The 10,222-nt window shown below is 71.4% G+C and carries 5 protein-coding genes; 3 read left to right on the top strand and 2 right to left on the bottom strand.

The features are described 5' to 3' along the window. Nucleotides 1-127: 127 nt before the first annotated feature. Both ABZ215_RS41865 and gltB read right to left on the bottom strand, forming a co-directional pair. A complete protein-coding gene (locus ABZ215_RS41865) occupies nucleotides 128-1,579 on the bottom strand; it encodes a glutamate synthase subunit beta (protein ID WP_354956373.1) in 1,452 nt (483 codons plus the stop codon). Beyond that, nucleotides 1,572-6,101: a glutamate synthase large subunit gene (gene gltB / locus ABZ215_RS41860; protein ID WP_027936412.1), complete on the bottom strand. Its 4,530-nt coding sequence runs from the start codon at nucleotides 6,099-6,101 to the stop codon at nucleotides 1,572-1,574. The genes ABZ215_RS41865 and gltB overlap by 8 nt, the downstream gene beginning before the upstream one ends. A gap of 487 nt (nucleotides 6,102-6,588) precedes the next feature. On the opposite strand from gltB, the gene ABZ215_RS41855 reads away from it, so the two are divergent. The 3 genes from ABZ215_RS41855 to ABZ215_RS41845 all read left to right on the top strand — a co-directional run bounded on the left by ABZ215_RS41855 (nucleotide 6,589) and on the right by ABZ215_RS41845 (nucleotide 10,083). Further along, nucleotides 6,589-7,374, top strand: coding sequence for an MBL fold metallo-hydrolase (locus ABZ215_RS41855; RefSeq protein ID WP_354956371.1), 786 nt, complete (start codon nucleotides 6,589-6,591; stop codon nucleotides 7,372-7,374). Between the two features lie 118 nt (nucleotides 7,375-7,492). Further along, on the top strand, nucleotides 7,493-8,077 hold the full coding sequence (locus ABZ215_RS41850) for a VTT domain-containing protein (protein WP_020421754.1): 585 nt from the start codon (nucleotides 7,493-7,495) through the stop codon (nucleotides 8,075-8,077). Beyond that, nucleotides 8,074-10,083: a phage holin family protein gene (locus ABZ215_RS41845; RefSeq protein ID WP_354956369.1), complete on the top strand. Its 2,010-nt coding sequence runs from the start codon at nucleotides 8,074-8,076 to the stop codon at nucleotides 10,081-10,083. The genes ABZ215_RS41850 and ABZ215_RS41845 overlap by 4 nt, the downstream gene beginning before the upstream one ends. Nucleotides 10,084-10,222: the final 139 nt, after the last annotated feature.

Genomic DNA, 10,222 nt, shown 5'->3' with positions numbered 1-10,222 from the left:
GCACAAACCGGGGCGCTGGGACGTTGACCAGCGGCACGGGCGTGGTCGACCTCGAACCCTGACGGTGCGCGTTGGGCTCGGGGCGGGCCGTCGCGGCTTCGTTGCCGCGGCGGCCCGCCCCGGGGCACTAGGCGATCGGCCGGTCCGTCGGCGCGATCGGCGCCGGCAGGACGTTCCGGCCGGTCAGGTAGGAGTCCACGCCGGCCGCGGCGGAGCGGCCCTCGGCGATCGCCCACACGATCAGCGACTGCCCGCGGCCCATGTCACCGGCCACGAACACGTTCTCCACGCTGGTGCGGAAATCCGCGTCCCGGGCGACGTTGCCGCGCGCGTCCAGCTCCACGCCGAGCTGCTCGATCAGGCCTTCGCGCTGCGGGCCGACGAAGCCCATCGCCAGCAGCACCAGCTGCGCGGGCAGCTCCCGCTCGGTGCCCTCGACCTCGACGAACTTCCCGCCCTCGTTGCGGACCTCGACCAGCCGCAGCGCCCGCAGGTTCCCGTCCTCGTCGGCGAGGAACTCCTGCGTGCTCACCGAGTACAGCCGCTCGCCGCCCTCCTCGTGCGCCGAGGACACCCGGAAGATCATCGGGTACATCGGCCACGGGTGCGCCTCCGACCGGGTCTCCGGCGGTCGCGGCATGATCTCCAGCTGGGTCACCGAAAGCGCGCCCTGCCGGTGCGACGTGCCGACGCAGTCCGCGCCGGTGTCACCGCCGCCGATCACCACGACGTGCTTGCCCTCGGCCGAAATCGGCGACGACTCCAGCTCACCCGACGCCACCCGGTTCGCCAGCGGCAGGAACTCCATCGCCTGGTGAATGCCCGGGATCTCGCGGCCCTTCACCGGCAGGTCCCGCCACGCGGTCGCGCCACCGGCCAGCACCACCGCGTCGTAGGACGACCGCAGCTCCTCCGCCGTGATGTCGACCCCGACGTTCACACCGGTCCGGAACTCCGTGCCCTCGGCCCGCATCTGGTCCAGCCGCCGGTCCAGCCGGCGCTTCTCCATCTTGAACTCGGGGATGCCGTACCGCAGCAGCCCGCCGATCGCGTCGGCCCGCTCGAACACGACCACGTCGTGCCCGGCGCGGGTCAGCTGCTGCGCCGCCGCCAGGCCGGACGGACCGGACCCGACCACCGCGACCTTCTTGCCGGTGCGCGTCTTCGGGGGCTGCGGCGTGATCCAGCCTTCCTCCCACGCGCGGTCCACGATGGAGATCTCGACCCGCTTGATCGTCACCGGGTCGTCGTTGATCCCCAGCACGCACGCGGTCTCGCACGGCGCGGGGCACAGCGTCCCGGTGAACTCCGGGAAGTTGTTCGTGGCGTGCAGCCGCTCGATCGCGTCGCGCCAGTCGTCGCTCCAGACCAGCGTGTTCCACTCCGGGATCAGGTTGCCCAGCGGGCAGCCCTGGTGGCAGAACGGGATGCCGCAGTCCATGCAGCGGCCGGCCTGCTTCTCCAGCTTGTTCGACGCGAAGTCCTCGTACACCTCGCGCCAGTCGAGCAGCCGCAGCGGCACCGGCCGGGTCTTCGGCGTCTCGCGCGGCGTCGTCAGAAAACCCTTGGGGTCAGCCATGTGCGGCCTCCATGATGGCTTCGTTCACGTCCCGGCCGTCGCGCTCGGCTTCCGCCTGCGCGGCCAGGACCCGCTTGTAGTCCTTGGGCATGACCTTGGCGAACCGGGCGATCGTGGTCTCCCAGTCGGCCAGCAGCTCCCGCGCCACCGGCGACTCGGTCTCCACGAAGTGCGCCTCGACCGCGTCCCGCAGGAACTCGACGTCCTCGTCGTCCAGCGGGTCCACGTCGACCATCTCCGGGTTCACCCGCAGCGGCGACAGGTCCAGCACGTAGGCGATCCCGCCGGACATGCCGGCGGCGAAGTTGCGTCCGGTCGGCCCGAGCACGACCACGCGACCGCCGGTCATGTACTCGCAACCGTGGTCGCCGACGCCCTCCACGACGGCCAGCGCGCCCGAGTTGCGCACGCAGAACCGCTCGCCGACCTTGCCGCGCAGGAAGATCTGCCCGCCGGTCGCGCCGTAGCCGATCACGTTGCCCGCGATGATGTTCGCCGACGTGTCGAACTTCGCCTCCTTGGGCGGCCGCACGATGATGCGGCCACCGGAGAGGCCCTTGCCCACGTAGTCGTTGCCGTCGCCGAACAGCCGCAGCGTGATGCCCTTCGGGATGAACGCGCCGAACGACTGCCCGGCGGTGCCGGTGAAGGTCACGTCGATCGTGTCGTCCGGCAGGCCCTCGCCGCCCCAGCGCTTGGTCAGCTCCGACCCGAGCATGGTGCCGACGGTCCGGTTCACGTTGCGCACCGGCAGTTCCAGCCGCACCTTGTCCCCGGAGTTCAGCGCGCCCTCGGCGAGCTGGATCAGCGTGTTGTCCAGCGCCTTCTCCAGGCCGTGGTCCTGCTTGACCACCTGGTGCCGCGCGGCACGCGGCTCCAGCTCGGGCACGTGGAAGATCGGCGACAGGTCCAGCCCGCGCGCCTTCCAGTGGTCGACCGCGGGACGGGTGTCGAGCACCTCGGCGTGCCCGACGGCCTCCTCGATCGAGCGGAAGCCCAGCCGCGCCAGGTACTCGCGCACCTCCTGCGCGATGAACTCGAAGAAGTTCACCACGTACTCGGCCTTGCCGCTGAACTTCTCGCGCAGCTTCGGGTTCTGCGTCGCGACGCCGACCGGGCAGGTGTCCAGGTGGCAGACGCGCATCATGATGCAGCCGGACACCACCAGCGGCGCGGTCGCGAAGCCGAACTCCTCGGCGCCGAGCAGCGCGGCGATCACGACGTCACGGCCGGTCTTGAGCTGGCCGTCGGTCTGCACCACGATCCGGTCGCGCAGCCGGTTGGCCAGCAAGGTCTGCTGCGTCTCGGCCAGGCCCAGCTCCCACGGGCCGCCCGCGTGCTTGATCGAGGACAGCGGCGAGGCACCGGTGCCGCCGTCGTGACCGGAGATCAGCACGACGTCCGCGTGCGCCTTCGACACACCGGCCGCGACCGTGCCGACGCCGACCTCGGACACCAGCTTCACGTGGATGCGGGCGGCCGGGTTGGCGTTCTTCAGGTCGTGGATCAGCTGCGCCAGGTCCTCGATCGAGTAGATGTCGTGGTGCGGCGGCGGGGAAATCAGGCCCACACCCGGCGTGGAGTGCCGCGTCTTCGCGATCCACGGGTAGACCTTCGCGCCGGGCAGCTGACCGCCCTCGCCGGGCTTCGCGCCCTGCGCCATCTTGATCTGGATGTCGTCGGCGTTGACCAGGTACTCGCTGGTGACGCCGAACCGGCCGCTCGCGACCTGCTTCACGGCGCTGCGCCGCTCCGGGTCGTACAGCCGCTCCGGGTCCTCGCCGCCCTCACCCGTGTTGGACTTGCCACCCAGCCGGTTCATCGCGATCGCCAGAGTCTCGTGCATCTCCTGCGAGATCGAGCCGTAGGAGATGGCGCCGGTGGCGAACCGCTTGACGATCTCGGAGACCGGCTCGACCTCCTCGATCGGCACCGGCGGGCGCACGCCCTCCTTCAGCTCGAACAGGCCGCGCAGGGTGAACAGCTTCTTCGACTGCTCGTCGACGGCGTTCGTGTACTCCTTGAACACCTCGTAGCGGCCGGTGCGCGTGGAGTGCTGCAGCTTGAAGACCGTGTGCGGGTTGAACAGGTGCGGCTCGCCCTCGCGCCGCCACTGGTAGTCCGAGCCGATCTCCAGCTCGCGGTGGTTCGGGCGGAACCCGTCGCGCGGGAACGCGCGGGCGTGCCGCTGCCGGACCTCCTCGTGCAGCACGTCGAAGCCGACGCCGCCCAGCCGCGAGGTGGTGCCGGTGAAGCAGGTGTCGATGACCTCCTGCGACAGGCCGAGCGCCTCGAAGATCTGCGCGCCGGTGTAGGAGGCCACAGTGGACACTCCCATCTTCGACATGGTCTTGCGTACGCCCTTGCCCAGCGCCTTGATCAGGTTGCGGGTCGCCTGCTGCGCGGTGACGCCCGGGATCTTGCCGTCGCGGGCCAGCTCCTCGACCGTGGCCATAGCCAGGTACGGGTTGACCGCGGCGGCGCCGTAACCCAGCAGCAGCGCGATGTGGTGCACCTCGCGGGCGTCGGCGGTCTCGGCGATGATGCCGACCTGCGTGCGGGTCTTCTGCCGCACCAGGTGGTGGTGCACCGCGCCGGTGAGCAGCAGCGACGGGATCGCCGCGTGGTCGGCGTCGACCCCGCGGTCGGACAGCACGATCAGCCGCGCGCCCTCGGAGATCGCGTTGGACACCTCGGTGCGGATCTCCTCCAGGCGCGCCAGCAGCGCGTCGCCGCCGCCGTGCACGTCGTAGAGGCCGTGGATGGTGACCGCGGTGAACTCGGGCAGGTCGCCGTCGTCGTTGATGTGCACCAGCTTGGCCAGCTCGTCGTTGTCCAGCACCGGGAACGGCAGGACGACGCGGCGGCACGACTCGCCGGTGGCCTCCAGCAGGTTCGGCTGCGCGCCGAGCTGGGTGCCAAGCGACGTCACCAGCTCCTCGCGGATGGCGTCCAGCGGCGGGTTGGTGACCTGGGCGAACAGCTGGATGAAGTAGTCGAAGATCGGCCGCGGGCCGGACGACAGCGGCGCGAGCGGCGAGTCGTTGCCCATCGAGCCGATCGGCTCCGCACCACTGCGCGCCATCGGCGACAGCAGGGTGTCGAGCTCTTCTTCGGTGTAGCCGAAGGCCTGCTGGCGGCGCACCAGCGAGGCGTGCGTGGGCACCTCGCGCTCGCGCTCGGGCAGTTCTTCCAGGCGCACCAGGCCCTGGTCGACCCAGTCGCCGTAGGGGTGCTCGGCGGCCAGCTGCCCCTTGATCTCCTCGTCGTCGATGATGCGGCCCTCGGCCGTGTCGACGAGGAACATGCGGCCCGGCTCCAGCCGGCCCTTCTTCACGATCGTCGACTGGTCCAGCTCCAGCACGCCGACCTCGCTGGCGAGCACGACCAGGCCGTCCTCGGTGACCCAGTACCGCGCGGGGCGCAGGCCGTTGCGGTCCAGCACCGCGCCGATCTGGGTGCCGTCGGTGAACGACACCAGCGCCGGGCCGTCCCACGGCTCCATCAGCGTGGAATGGAACTCGTAGAAGGCGCGGCGCGCCTCGTCCATCTCCTCGTGGTTCTCCCACGCCTCCGGGATCATCATGAGGACGGCGTGCGGCAGGCTGCGCCCGCCGAGGTGCAGCAGTTCGAGGACCTCGTCGAAGCTCGCCGAGTCGCTCGCGCCGCGGGTGATGATCGGGTAGATCCGCTTGAGGTCACCGGGGATCAGGTCGGTGGACAGCATCGACTCGCGCGCGTCCATCCAGTTCCGGTTGCCGCGCAGCGTGTTGATCTCGCCGTTGTGCGCCACGTACCGGTACGGGTGGGCCAGCGGCCACGACGGGAACGTGTTGGTGGAGAAGCGGGAGTGCACCAGCCCGATCGCGCTCGTCACGCGCTCGTCGGTCAGGTCCGGGAAGAACCGCGGCACCTGCGGCTCGGTGAGCATTCCCTTGTAGACGATGGTGCGGGCGGACAGGCTCGGGAAGTACACGTCCTCGTCGGCCAGCAGGTGCTCGGCGCGCTTGCGCACGCAGAACGCCGCGCGTTCCAGGTCCAGCCCGGTGCGCAGCCCTTCGCGCGAGGCCAGGAACAGCTGCGCGAAGTGCGGCATGGTCGAGGCCGCCGTCGGCCCGACGTGCTCGGTGTCCACCGGGACCTCGCGCCAGCCCAGGACACGCAGGCCCTCCTCGGCGACGAGGCCCTCGATCGCGCTCATCGCGCGGCCGCGGGCGGTCTCGTCGACCGGCAGGAACGCGGTGCCCACGGCGTAGTGACCCGCCTCGGGCAGCTCGAAGTCGACGACCTCGCGGAAGAACGCGTCCGGGACCTGGATCAGGATGCCCGCGCCGTCGCCGGTCTCCGGTTCCGCTCCTCTGGCGCCACGGTGTTCGAGGTTGCGCAGGGCCGTCAGGGCCTTGGTCACGATGTCGTGGCTGCGTCGGCCGGACATATCGGCGACGAACGCGACACCGCAGGCATCGTGCTCGTATTGCGCGTCGTACAAGCCTTCCGGCTTGCGAACACTGTGGCGGGTCACGGCTGGCCGTCTCCTCACACGTGGGCGCGGCACGGGCTGTTGTTAACGCAACAGCCCTCCTGCGCGATGGTCAGTCGAGAGCAGAAGTCCGAGTCGCCTGAACGAGGGCAGGACTCGGCACACTGGCCACACGTCGTTGGGTGGCCGCCGGTCGGCACGTCTTCGGGCCGCTGGCGCGCATCAGCGAGATCCCCGGGTCGTGGTGGGCGGGTTCCCGCGGCGCGCCAGTTACCCCCGGGTTCGCCGGGTCTTATGACAGTAGTGTGAACTCGCCGTTATCGACATACGTCGAGCGGACCTCGTGGCATATGCCATACGGACGTTGACGCGACAGCCTCCGGTGTGGAAGTACCGTTGCACCAGCGTTGACCAGCGCAAAGGTGTGCCGGTGGGGTGCCGTGATCGATTCACCGGTTCGAGTGAGTGTCCGATTAAGTAATCAAGGTGTTACGGACGCGGACCGCCTTCCGGCCGGGATACTCGGGGTGTGGACGGCCTGGCGATGCGTTTCCTCGGGCACTCGACGGTCCGGCTGGAGATCGCCGGCCGGGTCGTGCTGACCGATCCGGTGCTGACGCGCACGGTGGGCGGGCTGGTGCGGGTCGCGCCACCGCTGGATCCCGCTGCCTACGCCGACGTCGACCTCGTGCTGATTTCCCACCTCCACGGCGACCACCTGCACGTGCCGTCGCTGCGGCTGCTGGGGCGGGACGTGCGGATCGTGGTGCCGCGCGGGGCCGGCGGGTGGTTGCGGCGGCGGGGGTTTCCGGCGGTGGCGGAACTGGACATCGGGGAGCGGCTGGAGCTCGGCGACCTCCGGGTGACCGCGGTGCCTGCGGACCACTCCGGGCATCGCTGGGGGCCGCGCTTCACGCACGGCCCGCAGGCGCCCGCGAGCGGTCACGTCGTGGAGGGGCCGGGGGCGCGGGTGTACGTCGCCGGGGACACGGACCTGTACCCGGGAATGGCCGAACTCGGCCCGGTGGACGTGGCGCTGCTGCCGGTGTGGGGGTGGGGGCCGAATCTGGGGCCGGGGCACCTGGACCCGGCGCGGGCCGCGGAGGCGGTCTCACTGGTGCGGCCGCGCGTGGTGGTGCCCGTGCACTGGGGCACCCTGGCCGTCCCCGGCCTGGCGCGAACCCGCCGCATGCGGCGGTTGCTGGTCTCACCGCCACGGACGTTCGCGGCGGAGGTGGCGGATCGCGGCCTGCCGACCACGGTGGCCCTCACGGAGCCCGGCGAGCCGGTGCGGCTGCACAGGTCGCCCCGATGAGGCCACCCGGAGAGCCCGCAACCGCGGGCTTCGCCAGTCCCGCGCTCGTCGGTGTGAGATCGGCGATCGTCGGCGCGGCGGTCACCGGGCCGGGGCGGGTGCGTGATGGGGTGGCTGGGTGAACTGGACCGACCTCTCCAGCGTCGGCTATCCGACCCTCTTCCTGGGCGTCCTCGTCGGCTCGATCGTGCCGATCGTCCCGACCGGGGCCGTCGTCGGTGCGGCGGCCGCGATCGCCATGACCACCGGGCACCTGTCGTTGCCCTTGGTGCTGCTGCTGGCCGCCGCGGGGGCGATGGTGGGTGACGTCGTGACCTTCGCGGTCGCGCGCCTGGGCAGCGACGCGGCGGTCCGCTGGCTGGCGCGCGGGCAGAAGCCGGAACGCCTCGTCGCGGCGCGGCGGCGGTTCGCGCGGCAGGGGTGGCAGCTCGTGGTCGTCGGGCGGTTGCTGCCGGCTGGGCGCATCCCCGTGCTGCTCGCCGCGGGCGCGATCGCCTACCCGTGGCGGCGGCTGTTGCCCGCCACGGCCGTGGCGTGCGTGCTGTGGGCGGTCGCGTACGCGTTGCTCGGCGTGCTCAGCGGCGGCCTGTTCGACTCGCCGCTCGTCGCGACGTTGCTGGCCGCCGTGCTGGTGTTGCTGGTCACCGGGGTGATCAACCTGGTGGCGAAGCGCCGCAGGGAAAGGGTGGGGAACCGGGGATGACAACGGCGGAGAGGGGCCGGCTGTTCCGGCGTGGACGGTCGCTCGCGCGGTTCACCCTGGTGTGGCTGACCACGTCGCTCGCGCTCGTCGGCATGGACGACCTGCTCGACGGCTTCGCGATGCCGGAGGAGTGGCAGCCGCTGGTGTGCGGCCTGCTGCTGAGCCTGCTGACCGCCGTGGTGTGGCCGCAAGTCCTGCGGGTGGCGTTGCCGCTGGCGCTGTTCACGCTCGGCATCGGCAGCTTCCTCGTGCTCGGCGCGGGCGCGGTGGCGGCGTTCGCGGTCGTGCCGGGGGTCGAGGTCAACGGGCTGCGCACCGGGTTCCTCGTCGTGGTCGGGGTGTCCGCGGTCAGCGGCGTGGTGTCGAGCGTGCTGGCCATCGACGAGGACGAGGTGTTCTTCCGCCGCGCCCGCCGCCGGTCGCGCCGCTGCCCGGACCCCGGACCGGACCTCCCGCCCGGGCTGATCTTCCTGCAGGTCGACGGCCTCGGGTACGACGTCGTGCGCCGCGCGATGCGGGACGGCGACATGCCGACCCTGGCTCGCTGGCTCGCCGAGGACAGCCATGCGCTGGTGCGCTGGCAGACCGACTGGAGCTCGCAGACCGGCGCGAGCGTGTGCGGCATCCTGCACGGCTCCAACCACGACATCCTCGGGTTCCGCTGGTACGAAAAGGACCGCGACCACGTGATGGCGTGCGCCCACCCGCGCGACGCGGCCGAGATCGAGCGGCGGCACTCGAACGGCCGCGGCCTGCTCGCCGTCGACGGCGCCAGCCACGGCAACCTCTTCACCGGCGACGCGCCGCACGTCAGCCTCACCATGAGCGCCGTGTCCGTGCTGCTGCCCAGAGGCCTGCGCCGACGTCGCGCGGACCGGGTCGGCGCGGGTTACTACGCCTACTTCGCCAACCCGGTGAACGCGTTGCGCACCTTGGGTTCGGCACTGGTCGACATCGTCCGCGAGGTCTCGGCGTCGGCGCGGCAGCGGCGGGCGGGCGTCGTGCCGCGGGTGCCGCGCGGCGGGATCTACCCGATCGCCCGGACCGGCACCACGGTCATCTCCCGGGACGTCGTGGTGTCCGCGGTGCTGGAGGACATGCTCAACGGCCGCCCGGTGGTCTACGCGGACTTCCTCGGCTACGACGAGGTCGCCCACCACTCCGGCATCGAACGGTTCGACACGCTCGCCGTGCTGCGGGCGATCGACCAGCAGATCGGGCGGCTGCACCGCGCGTCCCGGCTCGGGCCGCGGCCGTACCACCTGGTGGTGCTGTCCGACCACGGGCAGACGCAGGGGTGGGCGTTCGCGCACCGGTTCGGCGAGTCGCTGGAGGAGCTCGTCGGGCGGCTGTGCGGCGGACCGGCCCCGGAAGCGGTTTCCGGCGGGCCGGTCGCCACGCGACTGCGGGAGCGGGTGACCGGGGCGCGGCGCATCGAGCACCGGCCACGGGAGGACGAGCGGCACGAGGTGACGCGCGTGGCGCCCGGCGTGGTCGTCGTGGTGTCCGGGCACGTCGGGATGGTGTCGTTCACCGAGCACGAAGGCAGGGTCTCGCTGGAGACGATCGAGCGCGAGTACCCGGAGCTGCTGCCCGCGCTGGTCGACCACCCGGGGATCGGGTTCATGCTGGTGCGCAGCGACGTCCACGGTCCGGTCGTGCTCGGCCGCGACGGGGTCCACCGGCTGGCGTCCGGCGAGGTGCTCGGGGAGGACCCGCTGGCGCTGTACGGGGAACACGCCCCGGACCTGATCCGGCGCGTGGACACCTTCCCACACTGCGCCGACATCATGATCAACAGCCGGTGGGACCCGGAGACCGGGGAGGCCTCACCGTTCGAGATCCACGTCGGCTCACACGGCGGGCTCGGTGGGGAGCAGGAGCGCGGGTTCCTCATCCACCCCAAGGAGTTCGAGCCGCCGGGCGAGCTGGTGGGGGCCGAGTCGCTGCACCGGTTGTTCCGGGTGTGGCTGACCAAGCTGGGCCATTCGGAGCCTGGGGTGTAGCCGCTACGCGGGTTTCTACGGCGCCGGCTTCGCTTCGCTACGCCCGGATGAAAAGCAGCCCCTTCCGAACCCGATCTTGAATTGTTCGGTTGCCGAGCCACCGCGTCAAGGCGGGAAAGCGTGCCTTGACCCGGTGGCT

Origin of the sequence: Amycolatopsis sp. NPDC006131 (assembly GCF_040614175.1) — a bacterium.
GTDB classification, from domain to species: Bacteria; Actinomycetota; Actinomycetes; order Mycobacteriales; family Pseudonocardiaceae; genus Amycolatopsis_E; species Amycolatopsis_E tucumanensis.
Note: the sequence above shows the minus strand (reverse complement) of the source record. Positions and strands in the feature narration are given on the sequence as shown.

Excerpts from the sequence above, each read along its gene's own strand:
- ABZ215_RS41845 (WP_354956369.1), top strand. The coding sequence starts at position 8,074 with ATGACAACGGCGGAGAGGGGCCGGCTGTTCCGGCGTGGACGGTCGCTC.
- ABZ215_RS41865 (WP_354956373.1), bottom strand. The coding sequence starts at position 1,579 with ATGGCTGACCCCAAGGGTTTTCTGACGACGCCGCGCGAGACGCCGAAG.